This is a genomic window from Veillonella sp. VA141 (assembly GCF_003992175.1).
GTDB lineage: Bacteria > Bacillota > Negativicutes > Veillonellales > Veillonellaceae > F0422.
In genome coordinates this window covers 328634-349106 of record NZ_RQVM01000002.1, presented here as the reverse complement: position 1 = coordinate 349106, position 20473 = coordinate 328634, and the positions used below count along the sequence as shown (strand labels likewise).

The following is a 20473-nucleotide window of genomic DNA, read 5'->3' as shown; positions in this document are numbered from 1 at the left end:
TTTCTGACGATGTAGTTTTTGTATCTGTTGTAAAGATTATCCACATATATTGAATATATGTGGAAACATATCCGGTTAACATAATGTATTAGGCCTTGACCATAAAAGGACTCCCATTTACGAATCGCAAATGAGAGTGCATAGATATGTTTTCACACGGACTCAATATCAATATATTGTATAGAGATAAAGTGCTTTGGCACAACATCTTCTAAAATTATACTATATCAGTCATTTTTTCACAACGCCCTCAGCATGTCAAAAATGCATACCATAATGAGGAAAAGATACTTTACAAAATACAGAGGATGAAAAATTTCGTCGTTTTTGTATAAGATAGTTTGTAGTGAGTACTTTTAGAAAAAGAAAATGGAAAAAAATAGATATGACTTGTAGTCGAGGTGTGATAAAAATCAATATATTGTAATATGAGTTTTAGTAATTTTAATAATGCAAAATAAATATATAAAAGAAAGAAAATAAATTATGAGAAAAACTATCACATAATTAAAATGAGTAATTTTAGAAATAGTAAGAGGAAATTATTTCTAAAGAAACTTTTAATAATGACAAAAAATTATATAACCTAAAAAATTGTGTAATAACAAGATAGTTGGGGGAAAAGATAAAAGTACACTGTATAAGTATAAATTGAATGAGAATTACCTTGAAAATAGTATATTGTTATATACTTACTTAAAACCTATGAAAAACGTTATCAAAACGGCTTAATCCCTTGTAAAAAGGGGGTTTTTAGGGGCTGCTGTGACAATTGTAACACTTTGGAATACCGTATATAATAAGGCTATAGATTGATGCATATATCAGTCATATATGCAGTTAAACATAGTTCCTTATTTTAAGAACAGTATGTAAGAGGTATAGTTCAAAATAAGACAAGTGTTTTTGAGGAGGTACGTATGGAACAATATGATGTTCTCGTAGTAGGTAGTGGTGGAGCAGGCCAACGAGCTGCTTTAGAAGCTGCACGACGTGATGGTTTACGTGTAGCATTGATCACAAAAATTTTCCCAACACGTTCTGCCACAGCAATGGCACAAGGTGGTGTTAATGCGGCGTTAAATAACGTAGCAAAAGAAGACTCCACAGAAGTTCATACATTCGATACTGTAAAAGGTTCTGACTATCTTGGCGACCAAGATGCTATCGAATTCTTCTGTCAACGTTGCCCAGAAGGCGTATTAGAAATGGATTTCATGGGAACTCCTTTCTCTCGTACAGACGAAGGCAAAATCGCACAACGTAACTTTGGTGGACAATCCTATCCACGTACATGCTACAGTGCGGATAAAACTGGTCACGTAATTCTTCATACAACATATGAACAATGTCTTAAAGAAGGCGTACATTTCTTACAAGAATGGTACCTATTAGATATCGTTGTAAAAGACGGTAAAGCTGGTGGTGCTATTATCTGGAATATGAAAAAAGGTAAAGTAGAAATTATCAAAGCTAAATCCATCGTATTATCCACTGGTGGTGCTGGCCGTGTATTCTGGACTCGTACAACTAACCCATTCCTTTCTACTGGTGACGGCATGGCAGTAGCTTTCCGCGCTGGTGTAGGCTTAAAAGATATGGAAATGATCCAATTCCATCCAACTGGTCTTGGTAAAACTGGTATCTTGATGTCCGAAGCTGTTCGTGGTGAAGGCGGATACTTGTTAAACGTTGAGGGCGAACGTTTCATGAAAAAATACGCTCCTAACAAAATGGAATTAGCGTCTCGTGACGTTGTAGCAAAAGCAATCGAAGATGAAATCGCAGCTGGTCGTGGTTTCAATGGTTCTGGCCTTGATGCATACGTAGTAGCTGACCTTCGTCACTTAGGACCTGAAGTTATCATCGAAAAACTTCATGGTATCCGTGACTTGGCTCTTTGCTTTGAACATTGCGATCCTTTAACAGATCCAGTGCCAATTCGTCCTACTTGCCATTACATCATGGGCGGTATCGACGTAGTTGACTACAAAACTTGTGCAACAGAAATCCCTGGTATCTTCGCATCTGGTGAAGCATCTTGTATCTCTATCCATGGTGCTAACCGTTTAGGTGGTAACTCCTTAGCTGACGGCGTTGTATTTGGTAAAGTATCTGGTGCAGGTGCTGCTGATTATGCACAAGCTAGTGCATTTGCAGATTGCGATGCTGAATTGAAAGCAAAAGCTGATGAGTGGGAAGCTAAATTCGTTGAAGTTACATCCCGTACATCTGGTCGTCCAGTAGCTGAAATTCGTGATGAATTAGCTGTGGCGATGTGGAATAAAGTAGGTATCTTCCGTAACGAAGCAGGTATCACAGAAGCTCTTGAAGTGATCGATCGTTTGACAGAAGAATATGAAACTTGCTATGTAGGTGACTCTAACCGTACTTACAATATGGCATTCGTAAACTACGTAGAAATCAAATCTATGTTGACAGTTGCGAAAGCTATCGCTTTGGGCGCTTTACATCGTAAAGAATCTCGTGGCGCTCACGTTCGTGAAGAATTCCCTAAACGTGATGATTCCCAATACTTAAAACACGCTATTTGGAAACTTGGCGAAAATGGCGAATACGTAATGTCCGAACGCGATGTAGTGTTCACTAAATACGAACCACAAGAAAGGAAGTACTAAGATGAGACAAATTACTTATCATATCCACCGCTTTAACGAAGGCCGCGCGTATGTACAGTCTTATACTTTCGATTATGAAGCAGACCGTACTATCCTTTGGGGCTTACAAAAAATTAAAGATACATTAGATCCAACATTAACTTTCGTAGCAGCTTGCCGTTCTGCAGTATGTGGCGCTTGCTCCGTGAAAGTTAACGGTCAAGCAATGCTTGGTTGCGAGGCTAAAATTGATGAAATTACAGAACGTTTTGGTTCTGATGAAATCACAGTAGCACCAATCGGTAACTTTGATGTGATCCGTGACTTAGTAGTTGACTGGGAAGCAAAAGTTAGCCGCTTGAAAGAAGTAGCTCCTTGGATTTTTGTAAAACCAGAGTTCACTACTAAAACTGGTACACGTCAATCTGCTGCAGACTTCAAAAAATTCGTTATGAACACAGAATGTATCCTTTGCGGATGCTGTGCTTCCGAATGTAATAAATTGTCTGCTAACCGTGAAGACTTCTTGGATCCATATGTATATACAAAAGCTAATCGTTTTGTAATGGATTCCCGTGATGTGTCTCCAATGGCGCATACTACACCAGCTTTCAATCATGGCTTGTGGAAATGTGTGCATTGTATGAACTGTATCACTCGTTGTCCAAAACATTTGAAACCAGAAAAAGATATTTCCAACCTTCGCCGTGTAGCGACACAAGCAGGCTTGTCCAATAAAGGTACTCGTCATGCTATCGCGTTCAAGCAAGACTTGTTAAAAACTGGTCGCCTAAACGAAGTAACAATGAGCTTGAAAACAGACGGATTATTGGATTCCGCAAAACAAGGTCTATACGCTCTTCGTTTATGGAAACATGGCAAAATCAATCCATTCGAATTGGTAGTTCCTCATAAACCAGTGAATGGTATTGAAGGTGTTCGTACAATCGGTCGTGCAGTAGAGGAGGCTGGAAAATAATGAAATACGGATTTTTCCCAGGTTGCGTATTAGAAGGCGCATCTAAAGAAGACTACTTAGCAACCGTTGCAGTAGCGAAAAAATTAGGTATCGAAATCCAAGAATTAGATGGATGGACTTGCTGCGGCGCATCTCATGTTCAAGATATCGATCCATTATTGACTCTTTCCACTAATGCTCGTAATATTGCGTTAGCTGAAAAAGAAGGCTTAGATATTCTTACAGTTTGTAACACTTGTACTTTAATGCTTCGTGAAGCTAAAAAAGAGCTTGATGACCATGAAGTAACTCGTCAAAAAGTTAATAACATTCTTGGCGAAGCTGGTATGAGCTACAAAGGTACTAGCGAAGTAACACATTTCTTGTGGGTACTTATCCGCGAATATGGTTTAGATAATTTGAAAGCAAAAGTGGTTCGCCCATTGACTGGTCTTCGTGTTGCTGAATATTATGGTTGCCATATCCTTCGTCCAGAAGAAGAAATGGGCTTCGAAGATATACAAATCCCAACAAGCTTGGCAGATTTGATTACAGCATTAGGTGCTACTCCAATCGATTTCTCCCGTAAATTAGATTGCTGTGGTTTCCATGCAGTATATCCTGCACATGATTCTGTAATGCAAATGACTGGTTCTATCAATGCTGATGCGCAAAAAGAAGGTGCTGATTGTGTCGTAACACCATGCCCACTTTGCCAAATGCAATTGGATATGTTCCAAAAAGAAGCAAAAGCAACTGTTCCAATGAATGGTGATATGCCTATCATCCACATGAGCCAATTAATTGGCCTTGCATTGGGTTGCACTCCAGCAGAAATGGGTATGACAGATCGTCACTTGGCAAGCACTGCTTCCTTGAACCGTTTCTTATAATCAGAAATACAATCGTATTACACAAACTTACAACAGGTTGTCCTTCGGGGCAACCTGTTTTTTATATGCTCTTGGAAGCCTTATATTGTGGGCTATAGGACAAAATGAGTTTGTTTTAATAGAGGTGATCCTAGTTAAATACTAGCTTCGTTGCATGTTAAAGTTGTTTTAAAAACGTTGAGGTCGGATATAATGAGATGAATTTCCTAGTGATAAACCAAGTCAAATACAGGGTGTATTGTGTAGTTATCTTTTTAAAATATAGTAAATTACTATACTATTGTAAGAACAATATACCGAACATATATATTGAAAATATAGAACAAATATGCTACTATACTAGTATGGAGGAGGGATAGTATGGCAGTGTATATGTGTTTAGATTTGAAGAGTTTTTATGCTTCTGTGGAGTGTGCAGATTTGGGGGTAGATCCCTTTACGACCCCATTAGTTGTAGCCGATGCATCACGTGGGCTAGGAGCAATTACACTAGCTATTTCTCCGGCATTAAAGCAATTAGGCGTCAAGAATCGATGTCGGTTGTTTGAGATTCCCTCTACCATTGAGTATATGGCGGTAAGGCCTAGGATGCGACGATATATGGAAGTATCTGCCTCTATTTATGGTGTTTTATTGGACTATGTGGCACCAGAAGATATTCATGTGTACTCTATTGACGAGTATTTTATTGATGTGACTCCCTATAGCCGATTGTATAAGAAAACATGGTGGGAACTAGCATTGCTCTTCAAATATAAGGTATTAGAACAGACTCATATTCATGCTACAGTTGGATTAGGAACTAATTTATTTTTAGCTAAGGTAGCTCTCGATGTGTTGGCCAAGCATGCGCCACAGGGAATTGGTATTCTTAATGAGAAGCTATTTGAAGAAAAAATATGGCATCATCAACCGATTACAGATATTTGGCAAATCGGAAGGGGAATCGCAAGCCGGTTACATAAGTATGGCGTAGTGGATTTGCATGGTATTACGACGGTGCCTGAGGAACGCTGGTATAAGGAATTTGGGATTAATGCGGAGCTACTCATTGACCATGCTTGGGGGCGTGAGACGTGCACTATGAAAGAGATTCATATGTATCGACCAGCGAAACACTCTTTGTCGAGAGGGCAAATTTTGCTGAGGAATTATTCCTACGAGGAGTGTTTTGTGCCTCTTCGGGAGATGGTGGAATCTTTATTGTTGGAATTGATTGCAGAGGAAGCGCTGACAAAATATATTTCCTTAGGGGTGCGGTATGCAGATAGAATGGTGAAAGGTACCGGTGGATCGAGACGGTTATCGAAGTATACGTGCTCCTTAGAGGGACTTTCACAGGCAGTATTGGAACTGTATAAAAAAACTACTCACCCTCATCAAGAGATTCGGCAGTTATCGGTGGGATTTGATGATTTGGTTAGTCGTGAGGCGGTACCTTGGGAAGAAGATTTGTTTTCTACGTCTCAGGATAGAGAAGAAAAAGCATACCAAGTGGAGCGGACTGTATTGTCGATTAAGGAAAAGTTTGGCGGTAATTCCATACTTCGTGCTAGCAGTTTACAAGAAGAGGGGACCATGCAGTTTCGTAACACCTTGGTGGGAGGGCATAATGCAACATAAACGACCGAAGATGACATTGTTACAGAGGGCTAAACAATTTATGCCCTTTGCTGCATTGAAAGGATTTCAAGAGTTATTGGAGGAAACTGCACGATATAAAGAGAATCGTAAAGAACTTTCAGAGGAGCAATTGGAAGTATTGGATACACAGTGTAAGGGGCTAGTGATAGGGGACGTAGTTAGTGTAGTCTATTACAATGGACGAGTTTATGATACGGTGCAAGGGCGATTACAACAGATTGATACAGTGTATCGAACGATGACGGTAGGAGATGTGCTTGTACCAATGTCTCATATTATGCGAGTTACTACTATCGGTTGAGTATTGACCATTTTTGTAAATCATGTAGAATGGTACATATACGCTATGTGTTAGATATGCGAGCCATAGTGAATACATGAGAACAGGATGGACATAATGAAACAAAAGCGATATAGAACCTATGGGTGGTGGGCCATAGGATTGAGTCTAATCTTGGCTTTGCTAGGATTAGGCTGGAATATGTATGTGAAATATACAACGCCGGTGACGAAATATGTGGTAGAAGCAGGCGATTTTGAATTGCAAATCCCTAAGTTAGGCACAACTAGTACAACTATCTCTTTAGCTTGGAATCCAGTAAATGATGAACGATTGGTGGGATATGATATTTACGTTAATCAAGAAAAAGTGAAAGAAATTCGTCCTAGTGCAAAGGACGTATCTATCATTCCTAGAATAGAGTTGAAGGGACTAGAATCTGATACAGTATACTTAGTGCAAGTAAAAGCTGTAGATGATACGGGCTCTACCTTGTTTGATTCTTCCAAGATACCAGTCAAAACATTACCTCAAGAACCGCGTTTAGAGGCTACCGCCTATGGCGCAGTAGGAGATGGAATCACGGACAATACGTTAGCGTTACAAAAAGCGATACGTGATACCCCAGCGGGAGGTATCTTACATATTAGTAAAGGTGTATATCTCACAGGAACGCTATTCTTGCACAGTTATATGACCTTAGAATTAGATGAGGATGCTGTACTGATGGCGGTTAATAATAGCTCTGCCTTTGTGAAACCTAATTATGTGGTGACAGGAGGTACGCCATATTTAGGACTTTTACAGTTAGAAGGCGATGAGCAAGGACCTATCGAAAACGTTGTCATTCGTGGTGGTACTATTGATGGATATGGATGGAAAGAAGACCTTTTACAAGAGGAGAATACACCTGAAGCGGATGCAGTGACGCAAGATGTGCTTGATCATACTGGTTTATTAAGTAAGTCGGAAGTACAAGCTGCTATGCGTAGAGGGGCTAGTTATGAAAAAGGTAATTCTACACGGTCTTCTTTAGTGGTTATCCATCATGGTAAGGATATTTTTCTGAAAAATACGGTGTTAAGAAATGCATCAGCTCATATGGTGGAGGCTACACAAGTGGATCAACTAAGCATCCAAGAGGTGCGTATGGAAGGTAGGCACAGTGGTGATGGCTTACATTGGGATGGTGTAGGGTTACTGACACAGAATCTTGTGATGGAACGTATGCAACAAGGGATTGTGGTATTAGCAGGACACCCTGTAGGATCCAGTGTAACGGAGCAGTGGAATGCGTACAATTTACAGATTCATCATAGTCGTGTAGGCATTGTCTTTACTAATACAGGAAATACTTGGATTCAACATATGTATTTACAAGGATTGACTATGGAAGATGTACTACTCGCTATGCGTGTTCGTGAGACTACAACCATAGGAGGCGGCATTCGTGATATTGTGGTACGAGATACTCAACTGCGAGGGATTGCACAACAAATAGATATAGGAAACAGACGAAATAGTCCTACAGAATGGATTCATACTACTGTAGAGCCCCTAAATTAACAAATAATAAAGGAGAGTTGATGTATCAACTCTCCTTTGCTATAAGTATTTTATCTCTTGAGATTAGATTTGTTTTTGTAATGGATTGTAGAATAATCCCTGTGTTTTTTTGCGGCGCTTATTAGGTACGTAGACTTGTAAAAACTTAGGCAATACTTCTAAGTCTACTGGTGCATCAGGTCCGATATCGCCATCCATATTGGTGGACGCATCCATGGTGTCACACACTTCGATGCGAGCTTGTTTGACTTTTAATATGGTTACATATTTTGAATTATAAATAGAACCACTTAGAATGAGTGGCAAGATGAAGAATAGGTTCATGATGAAGTATTCTTTGAAAATAATAATCCGCATATACCCATCATCTACGGAAGCAGTAGGCATAAAATGTTCAAAGCTAGATACCACATTGGTCAATAAGGCGATGACCAATGGGGACATAAATTCTTGGGTCCCTTCTTCGGTAGTGATGCGGAACTTATAATCCTTGGTTGTAAATAAAGCTTGTCCACCTTTGGCAAAGTAGGCTAAGGGGCCCAGTAATTGTTTTTCTTTTGGCGTGACAGAGGCTACAACCTCAGGGATGACTCCAATGGCGATATTGTTGCAAAAAAACGAATCGTTACAACGACCTACATCGACATGGCGGATGGTACTATTTTTTAAGCCGTGAATAGCTTCTAATGGTTGTAAGGGGATGCCCAGAGCACGGCTCATATCGTTGACAGTGCCAAGGGGAATGAAACCGAATTTGGAGCGACAGCCAGCTTTCACAATACCATTGACAGTTTCATTGATGGTGCCATCACCGCCCATACAAAAGATAGCATCGAACCCTTCGTTGGAGGCTTCGATGGCGAAGCGGGTGGCGTCGCCGGATTGTCGGGTAAATTTTACTTCTAAGCGATCAAAGAGCGCGCTTAGTTGCCATTGTAGTTCCATTACGTATCGGCGAGCCCGACCGCCACCTGATACAGGGTTTATAATAATTAGACAACGACTCATGGTTGATTCCTATGTTAAACATAAATATAGTAGTTATTACTATTATAGCATAGGAAATTTAATTGTGGGAAAGGGTTGTTTCTGTAGATTTCATTGATTTTTAGGACCTACTTCACGTATAATGAAAGAAATGTGTTACGTATGCCAGACTAGGTGAAAATATAGAAAAGTAACATCCTGGAGGGGGATTTGATGGATAAGACGGAAGAGTATCGTTTGCATAGTATTGACTCAATTGGGCGACTGCCGTTGAGTGAGCAAGTATATATGTCGCTAAAGCAAGCCATTTTAACGGGTTCTTTAAAGCCAAAAATGAAATTAAGTGAAGTGCGTATTGCAGAGCAATTAAATGTGAGTGCCACACCGGTACGTGAAGCATTTCGTAAATTAGCGAAAGATAATTTGGTGGTTATCAAGCCATGGAAAGGTGTGACGGTAAAAGGTTATTCTCCAGAAGAGATTGTAGCCATGTATCAATGTCGTGAAGTAATGGAAGGCTTGGGTGCTAGACTTTGTGCAGAACGATGCACAGAGGAGCAACTAGTAGAGTTACAAGAAGTGTGCGATGCAGGGATTCACACGGAAGATCCAGAAGAACGGGTAGCTATTAATAGTCGCTTTCATACGTTAATTGCAGAATTTTCTGGAAATGATCGTGTAGCAGATTATCTAGCAGATTTTCGGGAAATGGTCAATCGCGATATGTACATCAGTACATCAGATAAAACTCGAACAATCTCTTGTGACCTAGAACATCAATAAATTATGGAAGCTATCCATGATCGCAATGGACAGCTGGCAGAAGAACGAATGCGAGCTCATGTACGGAATGCGTTTGTATTTAAAAAGGCTCATGCAGAGTTATTGGCAAAACAGAAAGAGAAGTAAATATCCTATTGAAAGAATATTAATAGGCTATAATATAAATATTTTATAATGTTATATGTAAAAAATATATAAAAAAGCTTTAAATTTATGGTTCATGTGTTTACTTTTAAAGTATCATTTGCTATAATAACTCAGGCAAAGGGTTCACACTACCTTTGCTAGATAAAGATCTCTCTCTTTATCTACCTAACTTACAATAGGGAAGGGTTTATCTTATACCTTCCCAGGTAAAAGACCCTACTTTTACCGAAGGGGCGCCCCCCATTGCCCCAACAAAACATTTGAAGCTATTTCAAATGTTCTCTCTCTTTTTTCTCAAATACAAAGACCTCGGCTGTATTCTCTTGGCCGAGGTTTTTGTATTTTTTTGCTTATAGGGAATGTCTATATATAGAGAGTATTATATATGTTTAGAAAATAGATGTATAAATAGTCTTTAAGTGGCGCAAAAATAGTTTATAAATATAGGGAATATGATTGATGAAAAACGGTAAAAATGCTATTATTAAAGATGAACTTTGAGAGATTGATGTGTATCGAAAACACTTAATAAATAACAGTCTTTCTGTGGTCCTATATTACAATCCTAAGGAGGGTGAATCTCTTGCAAAAACGTAAAGATTTTATCTGGAAAATGGGCGGTCAGCAAGGTGAAGGTATTGAAAGCTGTGGCGAAATTTTAGCTACTATTCTTGCCAAAGAAGGTTATTCCTTGTACAGCCAACGTTTGTTTGCATCTCGTATCAAAGGTGGTCATACAACATTTGCATTACGTATCGCATTAGAACAAATTATGACAGTAGGCGAGCATATCGATTTCTTGGTAGCGCTTGACCAAGAAACTGTAGATATGCACGGTAAAGAAGTGCGTGAAGGTGGCTTTATCATTTGCGATAGCAAAGTAAATCCTAATTTTGAAGCTTTCACAGGCACAGGTGTGACTTGTTTGGCCTTGCCAATTTCTGAAACGGCATTACAACAAGGTTCCTTGTTGATGCGTAACATCGTAGCATTGGGGATGTCTGTTGCCTTATTAGGCTTTGAAACAGAATTATTCTTAACAGCTATTAAAGCTCGCTTTGCGAAAAAATCCGAAGATATTATTAACAAAAACTTACAAGCATTCCAATTGGGTTATGATCTTGTAAAAGAACAATTGGGTGATGTAGAAGTAGATACATTGGACAAACCAACACCAAAAGATCAAATGTTCTTACTTGGTAATGAAGCCTTAGCATTAGGTGCGATTGCAGCGGGATCCCGTTTTATGGCGTCCTACCCAATTACACCGGCTTCTGAAGTAATGGAATACATGATTAAGAAAATGGATAAAGTTGGTTCTACTGTGGTACAAACAGAAGATGAGATTGCGGCATGTATGATGGCTATGGGTGGTGTATACGCTGGTGTTCGTGGCTTTACATGTACATCTGGCCCTGGCTTGAGCTTGATGGCGGAGTCTTTATCCATGGCATCTATGGCTGAATTGCCAATGCTTATCATCGATGTACAACGTTCTGGCCCATCTACAGGCATGGCTACAAAAGTAGAAACATCCGATATCGATGCAGCTTGCTACAATGCGCATGGCGATTATTCCAATATCGTTATCGCACCTACAAGCATTGAAGAATGTTTCTACGAAATTCAACATGCCTTCAACTTGGCAGAACAATACCAATGTCCAGTTATTTTCATGCCTGATTTACAACAAGGCTTGAATAAACAATCTGTACCAACATTCGATTTGAACCGTGTTGGTATTGAACGTGGTAATTTGATGAAAGAAGAAGAGTTGCCAGCATTGGAAAATCCTAAATATTTCAAACGTTTTGAAATTACTGAAAGTGGTATTTCCCCTCGTACTATCCCAGGTATGAAAAATGGTCTATTCTTGTCTACTGGTCTAGAGCATAACGAAGAAGGTAAACCGGCAGAAGCACCTTCTATGCACGTGGCACAAACAGATAAACGTTTCCGTAAATTATCTACAGTAGCAGATGTATATGAACCATTCTTAAACAATGCAAAACATGAGGAAGCAGATGTTCTTGTCATCGGTATTAACTCTAGCCGTGGTGCTATTGAAGAAGCTGTGGTGGAATTAGAGGCAGAAGGCCATAAAGTGAACCATTTACAACTTCGCTTGATTAAACCATTCCCGAAAGAACAATTGCTACCATTCTATAACAGTGCTAAAAAAGTTGTGATCTGCGAACAAAATGCTACAGGTCAATTGACTAACTTATTCCGCATCAACATGCCGAATAAAGAAAAACTTTCTAGTTGCTTAAAATATGATGGTAATCCATTTACAACATCTTATGTAAAAGCGGCAATTAAGGAGGTTTTATAATGGCTACAGCAAATGAATATAGAAATGATATCCGCCCTAACTGGTGTCCAGGTTGTGGTCATTATGGGGTACAAGCAGCCATCGCTGATGCAGTAGCTGCTCTTGATATTGCGCCTGAAAAATTGGCTGTTATCTCTGGTATCGGTTGTTCTAGCCGTATCGGTGGTTACTTCTATGCCTATGGTGCGCATACTACACATGGTCGTGCACTTCCTTATGCACAAGGTGTGAAATTAGCAAATGAAGATATGAACGTTGTGGTTTGTGGTGGTGACGGTGATGCCTTTGCTATCGGTATGGGTCATACGATCCATGCGTTCAAACGTAATGTAAATATTACGTATGTGGTTATGGATAACCATGTATATGGTTTAACCAAAGGTCAAACATCTCCTCGTTCTGACGTGGGTTTTGTGACAAAAACGTCTCCACATGGTTCTTTTGAAAGTCCATTGCCAATCTGTGAAACAGCCATTGCTTCTGGTGCTACTTTCGTAGCACAAAGTTACATGGTAAACCGTGCACAATTGGTGGATTTAATTAAACAAGGTATGCAACACGAAGGATTCTCTTTCATTAACGTGTTCAGCCCTTGCGTAACGTACAATAAACAAAATGGCTATGATTACTTCAAAGATAATCTGGTAAACTTGCCAGAAGGTTACGATCCAACAAACCGTGCAGAAGCATTTGCTATGTTAGGTGAAACCAATGGTCTTGTAACAGGCTTGATTTATCAAGATACAACAAAACCATCCTTTGAACAAGCATTATATGCTGCCAACGGTGGTCCACATGCGCGTGCATTAGTACATGATGTGGTGAAACCAGATGCAGAGATGTTTGCATCTCTTTGCAACGAGTTTAAATAGAAACAACATATCTCGTTTGAGGATATGAAATGTGGCGAAAAGCCGTACAACTTCAGAAAACTGCCCTACGCGAAAGTTTTCTTGAAGTTATACGGCTTTTCTTTTGCATATAATACTCCGAGAGGAGATATGTTGTTTTATAGTTTGTGAATTTTTGCTATACTGTAGATGTTACCTCCCCGATACTGGTGACAGGAAGGGGGTGAATTCATGGAAATACTAGTCAACTTGTTAATCTCTGTTGTGGCAGGAATAATCAGTCAATATTTCTGCAAGTGGTTAGACAGATGGTTTAAAGGTAACTAACCCAATCTAGAGGTAGCTCTCTTTAAAAAGCAGAACCCCCACAGTAGCCGCTGTGGGGGTTTGTTGTTCCCATGGAACTAGTCAACTTGTTGTCAACTAAATTATATCATGCTTAGAAAGAATTGTCATCTAAAAAAAGCAGAAATCCCACAGCTGCAACTGTGAGGTTTCGTCGTCCCAATGGAACTTAATCAACTTGTATCTCTAGTATAGCATAAGTCAGGTTTGATGTCATAAGAATATTAAACTCTTACTTGGGGGAATTGACGAAATAGGCTCAGTTCATAGAATAGTATTGTTTGTAGGTTTCGCTTACTTTCAAAATTTCATTTATGTTGCTATAATGTGAGTACATTAGAAACGAGGAGTGATAATTAGATGAAATCTGTTTTATATACGATGATGGTAGCGGCGTTTTTAAATCCGTTTGTATCGAGCTCTCTCACGATGTCTTTTCCAGATATGATGCAAGAGTTTGGGGCTACTACGAATGATATGGCATGGGTGGTGGAATCTTTTTTACTGTGCTGTACGGTGGCGGTGATTCCTGCTGGTAAACTAGCGGATATCTATGGAAAGCGCAAGCTATTTTATATAGGTAGTATTGTATTTACGATGATATCTGGGTTTATGTGCTTTGTTGGCTCAGTAGAGATGCTGACGGTGTATCGAGCCTTGCAAGGAATTGCCTTAGGGGTTGTATATACTACGTCTATGTCTATTTTAACTTTATCAGTACCATTAGAACGGCGCGGTTATGCATTTGGTATGATCGGAGGTATGGTCTATTTGGGATTATCCTTGGGGCCGGCCGTAGGTGGATTTCTAAATTATTATTATGGTTGGCGCAGTATTTTTGTGTTTACTACCTTAGTAGGTGTTGTAGCAAATGTGATGGCTTTTCGCTCTTTGCATGAGGAATGGGTACATACACCAGATGGTAGTATTTCTACGAGAAGTTTACTTTTATATGCCTTGGGTATCAGTGCAGTGATGATTGGTATTACGGAATGGGTTCGATTTTGGTGGAGTGCCTATGCTGTTGGAGCTGGTATGCTAGCATTATGCCTATTAGGTTATGTAGAGTGGAATAGTAAAGATCCACTTATACCAGTTAGAATGTTTTTGTCTAATATAGTATTTACGATGTCCAGTATAGCTGCGATGATGAACTTTAGTGCCACCTTTGGTGTAGGCTTTGTATTATCTTTATTTTTACAAATGATTATGGGATTTGATTCTCGTATGACAGGATTGATTTTGTGCATACAAACCGGAATTATGGTGTTCTTGGCACCTCGTATGGGCGCACTGTCTGATCGATATAATCCCGCAGTATTTGCTCGTTGGGGCATGGTACTCATCGGTGTAGGTTTACTAGCTATGGCGTATGGCACTTTCACTGAAAGCATGACAATCATTATGGTGAGCTTAGCTGTTGTTGGTATTGGAGTTAGTTGCTTTGCACCGCCGAATAATAATCTAATTATGAGCTCTGTACCGAAAGAGTACATTGGTTTTGCGTCGTCTACCATTTCCACGGTGCGGCTATTGGGGCAGACATTGAGTATGGCGCTTATAGGGATTATTCTTGCGTATACAATAGAAGGAAGAACGGCGCTGCAAATGATGGAGTATAACAGTACTATCGCATTAGTTGTGTTTGGTATTATTTGCTTGGTTGGGGCGATTCCTGCTGGATGGAATAAAAAGAGTATATAATGCACATGTACTTGATTATGGTTTTTTCATCATGAGATAACGAATAGTAGTGCATAGAGATTGATTAGAATAGCCATGTTGTTTCTAAAAACTTTCACGTAGGGTAGTTTTTAGAGGTGATGTGGCTGTTCTTGCCATGTGCTAGTTTGATATAGTAAGAGAGTTGATAGAGTGGTTTCTGCTGCTAAGTGGTTGTTAACTATTAGTTGACAACCACTTTGTACTTGTGGGATCACGAACTAATAGCTGACAGTTGGCCCTGATTTTTGTATAATGATAAAGTAATATAGAATGCCCTAAGGGGATGTACAATGGATAATAAAATATTTCTATAAGGAAACGGATTAGATAAAGGAGTTATAGTATGATTAATCGCTACACTCGTGAAGAGATGGGACATATTTGGAGTGAACGGAATGAGTTCGATACGATGCTATTAGTTGAAATTTTGGCATCGGAAGCGCAGGCAGAATTGGGGATTATCCCAAAAGAAGCGGCCGTAGCGATTCGTGAAAAAGGGGACTTTCAAGTAGAACGGATTCGTGAGATTGAACGAGAAACGAATCATGACATTATTTCCTTTGTCACTGCTGTAGGCGAATACGTAGGACCTGAGTTTGCGAAATACATTCATCTTGGTTTAACGTCCACAGATGTAAAAGATACGGCCTTGGGATATATGATGAAACAAGCTTGCGACTTGTTGTTAAAAGGCTTGCGTAATTTCCGTGAGGTCCTAGCTCGCCGTGCGGTAGAGTTCAAATATACGCCGATGATTGGCCGTACGCATGGTATTCATGGGGAACCGATTACATTTGGTGTGAAACTGGTGAACTGGATGTCCGAAATTGATCGTGACATTGCTCGTTTAGAACAGGCTCGTCAATCCGTAGCGGTAGGTAAATTGTCTGGCGCTGTAGGCACGTACTCCAATATCGATCCATTTGTGGAACAATATGTATGCGAAAAATTGGGCCTAGAACCAGTGAAAGTAGCTACACAGGTGGTATCTCGTGATCGTCATGCAGAATTGTTGTCTATGATTGCTGTTATCGGCGGTACCTTGGACCGTATCGCTTTAGAAATTCGTCACTTACAGCGTACAGAAGTCCGTGAAGCGGAAGAATATTTTAGCCCAAAACAAAAAGGTTCCTCTGCGATGCCGCATAAACGCAATCCAATTACGTGTGAAAGAATTTGTGGCTTAGCTCGTATCTTACGTGGTCACGCACAAGCAGCCTTTGAAGACCAAGCTTTATGGCATGAGCGCGATATTTCTCACAGCTCTGTAGAGCGTGTGATTTTACCAGATGCGACAATTACATTAGATTATATGATTCATCTAGCCACTCGTACGGTAGATAAATTATTGGTATATCCTGAAAATATGATGAAAAACTTGAACTTAACAGGTGGCCTTGTATTTAGCCAAACGATTTTAACGCATTTGGTGGATAAAGGGGCTGTTCGTGATGAAGCCTATCGGTGGGTGCAACGTCATGCTATGGCTCGTTGGTTGGAAGGTAAAGACTTCGCTACAGGATTAAAATCTGATCCAGAGATTGCAAAATACCTAAGTGCAGAAGAAATTGATGCTTGCTTTGATCCAACACCATTATTACGTCATGTAGATACCATTATGGCTCGCTTTGGATTATAATGAGGGATGCGGGTATATAATTAGGATAGTAAAACTAAGCATTAACTTAAACATGGTGTTAGACAAAAAAGGACGGTGACCACCGTCCTTTTTTTACGTTGCATATAACATCATAAATACATACTCATACAATATAAAGAAATAAAATTCATATATCATATTCATAAAAACAATTATAAACATATATAAATGAACATTCTATCACTTATACTAGGGGAATAGTTATGCATTAATTTCATAATTGGAATATTTACAAATAGAGGCCATACCCTATATACTAGAAGACAGAGTATATAGGAAGGGTGGATTGTATCACCGTTGTGTTATTACATTAGTGATGCCTCACAAGATGGTAGGCATGTGTAAAAGGAGGATGTATGAAACGTTGGTTAGTACTGGCGATGACGTTAGTCGTTGCGTTAGGGTTATTAGCTGGTTGCGGTTCCGATACTAGTAAAAGCGGAAAACACGCAGGCTTAGGTTTATTCTGGTTTGGAGAAACGTTAGACCCAACGCATGAATGGGATGCGTGGACATTGACTCGTATTGGTGCCGGTGAAACATTGGCGACAGTAGACAAAGATATGACATTTCAACCACAATTGGCAGATTCTTGGGAAAATGTGGATCCATTGACTTGGAAATTCCATATCCGTGAAAATGTAAAATTCCATAATGGAGTTGTGATGACTCCAGATATGGTGAAAGCATCCATCGAAAGAACCATTGCTAATAGCAAACGTTCTAAGGATGCCATCAAAATTGAAAGTATCACTGTGGATGGTCAAAACTTGATCTTCAAAACAACAGAGCCAAATGCGCATTTATTGGCAGACTTAACAGAACCTGCTTTTGTTATCGTGGATGTTGCGGACACAAAAGATATGGAAAATGCACCAATCTTAACAGGTCCTTACAAAATCGTGAAACATACAAAACAAGAAGAAATTCAACTAGAACAACATAAAGAGTATTGGGGTGGCACACCTGGTTTAGATACATTAACAGTTAAAAACATCGAAGACAACAGCAAACGTGCTATGGCATTACAATCTAAAGAAGTAGATATCATTCAAAAAGTAGATGGTGCTAACCGTGGCTTATTCGAAAATAAAGACTACAATTTGTTAGAAGTAGCGGGTGTTCGTACACACATGTTACAAATCAACATGAAAGAAGGTTCTCCATTAGCGAATACAATGGTGCGTGCAGCTATCTCTTATATGATCGACTATGAAGGATTGGCAAAAGCATTGGGCAATGGTGCTATTCCAGGAGGTGCTACATTCCCTCCAACAGCGAACTTAGGCTTCGATAGCTTACCAAACAAACAACATCTAGACTTAGCAAAAGCAGATGAATTGTTAAAACAAGCTGGTTACACAAAAGAGGGCGACGTATACACAAAAGATGGTCAACCATTGCAATTAACAATGGGTGTATGGGGTAAAGACACTGTATCCTATGAAAAGATCCAATCTGACTTAAAAGCTGCTGGTGTACAAGTAGAGTTAAAACGTGTACAAAGCGCTGATGATGTCTTAGGCGGTGCTACCGACAATTTAACTATGGGTGAAAATAACTGGTCTACCTTAACAAGTAATGACCCATTCCGTTTCTTATCTGCTTTATTTGCAACAGGTACGAAAGCAAACCGTGGTGAGTACTCTAATCCTCGTGTAGATGCATTGTTGGACAAAATGACAAATACCTTTGATGCAGAAGAACGTCGTAACATTACAAAAGAAATCCAAAACATATTAATTCAAGATAATGCGGCTTACTTCCTGTACTACCCAGTATCCTCTGTGGTAACAAGCAAACGCGTTCACAATGCACAAGCATTCCCAATCGATTACTATTTAATGACGAAGGATATTACTGTTGACTAAATATCTTAGCAAATTTTATTCATGATGTCCTTTTGATGAGAAACGTAAAACTATAAAAAAGAAACATAAGTGAGGCTACTTTGTTATACCTGAAATCAGTTATATATCATGCATCTCACTTATGTTTCTTTTTATTTTTTATAGTTACATTTTAGACAGCTCTTATATGCAAGAAACTGAACATAGTATACCTTTATTCTACAGTGGTGTCTTTTGTAATCACATAGTAGTCAATAGGGAATACTTTCACATTTTTTACTCGTTTTGTTGTTACTACATTGGCACTTGGATAGTATAAGAAATAACCAGCGTTATCTTCTAGCAACACATTTTGAATATCCTTGACAATCGCTGTGCGTTTTTCTTCGTTAAATGTGGTTGTCATTTTATTAATTAACTCATCAACCTTCGGATTCGAATAGTCGCCACGATTGGATTTGGCACCACTTTTGAAAGCTAGGCTAAGGAACCAATATGGATCATTTGTGGACATTGTTACCCAGTTTGTTTCTCCCATATCAAAACCATTAGGAGCTAAAGTTAATAATTCATCAGGACCTTGTACACGTTTTAATTCGACTTCAACACCAGCTCGTTTTAAATCATCTTGAAGTTTTTCGTAAACGCTACTATCTTTACCAAAAAGAGCTAGCACTAAGTGTAATGGTTTGCCATCTTTCATGTAGGTATCACCTTGTTTTGTGTAACCAGCTTGTTTTAGTAATTCATCTGCTTTAGCTAAATCTTTATGTTGTTTATTTTTTAGCTCGTCAAAGCCTAGGTTGGCTGTTGGAGGGAATGGCGCACCTCCAGTAACGGCACCATTACCGATTACTTTTGCTAATGCATCATAATCGATCATATTTGCGATAGCTGCTCGTACGGTTGGATTTGATAATACATTGCCTTCACGGACATTCAACTGTAGCATATATGTGCGAACCCCTGCGGTCTCAATGATGTTATAATCACCCTTTTCAAATAAACTTCGATTAGCACTATCTACCTTTTGGATCATATCTACATCTTTAGACTGTAGAGCCATAGCACGTTTATTATTATCTTCTAGATCTTTAACTGTTAAAGAATCTAAAGCAGGTGTTCCACCCCAGTATTCTTTGAACTGATCCAACTGAATTTCTTCTTTTTTCGCATGTTTTACAATTTTGTAAGGACCAGTCAAAATTGGCGCATTATCCATATCTGTTGTACCTTGTACATCTACGATGACAAAAGCAGGTTCAGTTAAACTAGCTAGTAAATCAACATTTGGCTCTGTTGTTTTAATAATTAGATTTTGACCATCCACTGTAATAGAGTCTATCTTTACAGCTTCTTTGGAACGCTTGCTCTCGGCGATTGTACGTTCAATAGATGCTTTTACCGCCATAGGCGTCATCATAGAACCATTATGGAATTTTACGTTTTCACGAATATGGAATTTCCATGTTAAAGGATCCACCACTTCCCAGGAATCGGCTAACTGAGGTTCAAATTTCATATCTGAACTTACCGTTGCCAACGTTTCACCCGCACCGATTCGTGTCAATGTCCACGCATCCCATTCATGTGTAGGGTTCAATGTTTCACCAAACCAATATAAACCAAGATTCAAATGCTTGCCAGTTTTGCTTGATTCATTAGAACCACAGCCAGCAATTAAACCGATAGCAACAAACAGCGTCATTGCTAGTGCAACCCATTTTTTCATATATCCTCCTTATAAAAAAACTTAATAATAACTATATTATACTGTATTTTTCTATAAAAGACAATGATTCTCATAAAAGCGGATATATATTGGAAGTGT

General features: G+C 39.2%; 15 protein-coding genes. 13 read left to right on the top strand and 2 right to left on the bottom strand.

Features of this window, described 5'->3' with window-relative positions:
• Window positions 1–920: 920 nt before the first annotated feature.
• The 6 genes from EO112_RS03795 (at window position 921) to EO112_RS03770 (ending at window position 7959) form a co-directional block, all read left to right on the top strand.
• Window positions 921–2639: an FAD-binding protein gene (locus EO112_RS03795; protein WP_126940927.1), complete on the top strand. Its 1719-nt coding sequence runs from the start codon at window positions 921–923 to the stop codon at window positions 2637–2639.
• Between the two features lies 1 nt (window position 2640).
• Window positions 2641–3597, top strand: a complete 957-nt coding sequence (locus tag EO112_RS03790) for a succinate dehydrogenase/fumarate reductase iron-sulfur subunit (protein WP_062401129.1) — start codon at window positions 2641–2643, stop codon at window positions 3595–3597.
• The gene (locus EO112_RS03785) at window positions 3597–4469 is read left to right on the top strand and encodes a CoB--CoM heterodisulfide reductase iron-sulfur subunit B family protein (RefSeq protein ID WP_009352877.1); all 873 of its coding nucleotides are present in this window, start codon (window positions 3597–3599) and stop codon (window positions 4467–4469) included. The genes EO112_RS03790 and EO112_RS03785 overlap by 1 nt, the downstream gene beginning before the upstream one ends.
• Window positions 4470–4829: 360 nt before the next feature.
• Window positions 4830–6092 (top strand): DNA repair protein, encoded by a 1263-nt coding sequence (locus EO112_RS03780; RefSeq protein ID WP_127162989.1) that lies wholly within the window; start codon window positions 4830–4832, stop codon window positions 6090–6092.
• Window positions 6082–6414, top strand: a complete 333-nt coding sequence (locus EO112_RS03775) for a hypothetical protein (RefSeq protein ID WP_240629336.1) — start codon at window positions 6082–6084, stop codon at window positions 6412–6414. Before EO112_RS03780 ends, EO112_RS03775 begins: the two co-directional genes overlap by 11 nt.
• Before the next feature lie 96 nt (window positions 6415–6510).
• Window positions 6511–7959, top strand: a complete 1449-nt coding sequence (locus tag EO112_RS03770) for a glycosyl hydrolase family 28-related protein (protein ID WP_164723769.1) — start codon at window positions 6511–6513, stop codon at window positions 7957–7959.
• Between the two features lie 63 nt (window positions 7960–8022).
• Here EO112_RS03770 and EO112_RS03765 read toward each other — a convergent pair whose 3' ends face one another.
• Window positions 8023–8967 (bottom strand): diacylglycerol kinase family protein, encoded by a 945-nt coding sequence (locus tag EO112_RS03765; protein WP_126940931.1) that lies wholly within the window; start codon window positions 8965–8967, stop codon window positions 8023–8025.
• 192 nt (window positions 8968–9159) lie between these two features.
• On the opposite strand from EO112_RS03765, the gene EO112_RS03760 reads away from it, so the two are divergent.
• The 7 genes from EO112_RS03760 to EO112_RS03735 all read left to right on the top strand — a co-directional run bounded on the left by EO112_RS03760 (window position 9160) and on the right by EO112_RS03735 (window position 18663).
• The gene (locus tag EO112_RS03760; RefSeq protein ID WP_240629335.1) at window positions 9160–9729 is read left to right on the top strand and encodes a GntR family transcriptional regulator; all 570 of its coding nucleotides are present in this window, start codon (window positions 9160–9162) and stop codon (window positions 9727–9729) included.
• 3 nt (window positions 9730–9732) lie between these two features.
• Window positions 9733–9855, top strand: a complete 123-nt coding sequence (locus tag EO112_RS08400) for a hypothetical protein (protein WP_255416885.1) — start codon at window positions 9733–9735, stop codon at window positions 9853–9855.
• 604 nt (window positions 9856–10459) lie between these two features.
• Complete coding sequence (locus EO112_RS03755) at window positions 10460–12211, top strand: 2-oxoacid:acceptor oxidoreductase subunit alpha (protein WP_009352980.1); 1752 nt, start codon at window positions 10460–10462, stop codon at window positions 12209–12211.
• Window positions 12211–13083 carry a 2-oxoacid:ferredoxin oxidoreductase subunit beta gene (locus EO112_RS03750; protein WP_009352915.1) on the top strand — a complete coding sequence of 291 codons (873 nt, stop codon included), beginning with the start codon at window positions 12211–12213 and terminating at the stop codon, window positions 13081–13083. Before EO112_RS03755 ends, EO112_RS03750 begins: the two co-directional genes overlap by 1 nt.
• 684 nt (window positions 13084–13767) lie before the next feature.
• The gene (locus tag EO112_RS03745) at window positions 13768–15111 is read left to right on the top strand and encodes an MFS transporter (protein WP_127162987.1); all 1344 of its coding nucleotides are present in this window, start codon (window positions 13768–13770) and stop codon (window positions 15109–15111) included.
• A 364-nt stretch (window positions 15112–15475) separates the two neighbouring features.
• A complete protein-coding gene (gene purB / locus EO112_RS03740; protein ID WP_009352931.1) occupies window positions 15476–16771 on the top strand; it encodes an adenylosuccinate lyase in 1296 nt (431 codons plus the stop codon).
• Window positions 16772–17148: 377 nt separating this feature from the next.
• Complete coding sequence (locus EO112_RS03735) at window positions 17149–18663, top strand: ABC transporter substrate-binding protein (RefSeq protein ID WP_127162985.1); 1515 nt, start codon at window positions 17149–17151, stop codon at window positions 18661–18663.
• 193 nt (window positions 18664–18856) lie between these two features.
• On the opposite strand, the gene EO112_RS03730 is transcribed toward EO112_RS03735, so the two are convergent.
• On the bottom strand, window positions 18857–20374 hold the full coding sequence (locus tag EO112_RS03730) for an ABC transporter substrate-binding protein (RefSeq protein WP_127162983.1): 1518 nt from the start codon (window positions 20372–20374) through the stop codon (window positions 18857–18859).
• Window positions 20375–20473 lie beyond the last annotated feature (99 nt).